At 38.7% G+C, this 543-nt stretch carries 1 protein-coding gene; it reads left to right on the forward strand.

Annotated features, from left to right (window positions below; translation table 11 throughout):
- Positions 1–19: 19 nt before the first annotated feature.
- Positions 20–543: hypothetical protein (locus ACFIK0_RS09900; protein WP_375663990.1), on the forward strand; the 524-nt coding region annotated here is incomplete at its 3' end.

Below are 543 nucleotides of genomic sequence, written 5' to 3' on the forward strand. Positions count from 1 at the left end.
TTTATAAAGGAATTGTGCTATGCAAAAAAAGTTTGCACTCACAAATGAAACGCGTGTAATTAATAATCATACCCTTTATCGCATTAAAGCATTAAAAGACTTTGCTGATGTTAAGGCTGGTGCCTTGGGTGGCTTTATTGAAAAGGAAGATAATCTCTCTCATGAGGGCAATTGCTGGGTTTACGATAATGCTCTTGTTTTAAATCCTGCCCATATTTATGAAAATGCCAAGGTTTTTAATAACGCTATTATAATGGGTAGTGTTTATGGCAATGCCCATGTATGTGACCGTGCCCGCGTTTATGCAAATGCTCATGTTTATGACAATGCGCATCTTTCTTATAATGCTTGGGTTTATCATCAGGCGCGGGTTTATGGCAATGCAAAATTATCAGGAAATGCTCGTATTCATAGCAAGGCGGTAGTTTATGATCATGCTGTTATCAGTGGCGCTGCTAAAATTTATGGCAAGGTTTATGGCAATGCTAGCGTGGGCTGTCATACTGATGTTTATGGCTCTGTTTATGGTAATGCGAAAATCTC

It is taken from the genome of Bartonella sp. CL63NXGY (genome assembly GCF_042194905.1).
Classification (GTDB): Bacteria; Pseudomonadota; Alphaproteobacteria; order Rhizobiales; family Rhizobiaceae; genus Bartonella.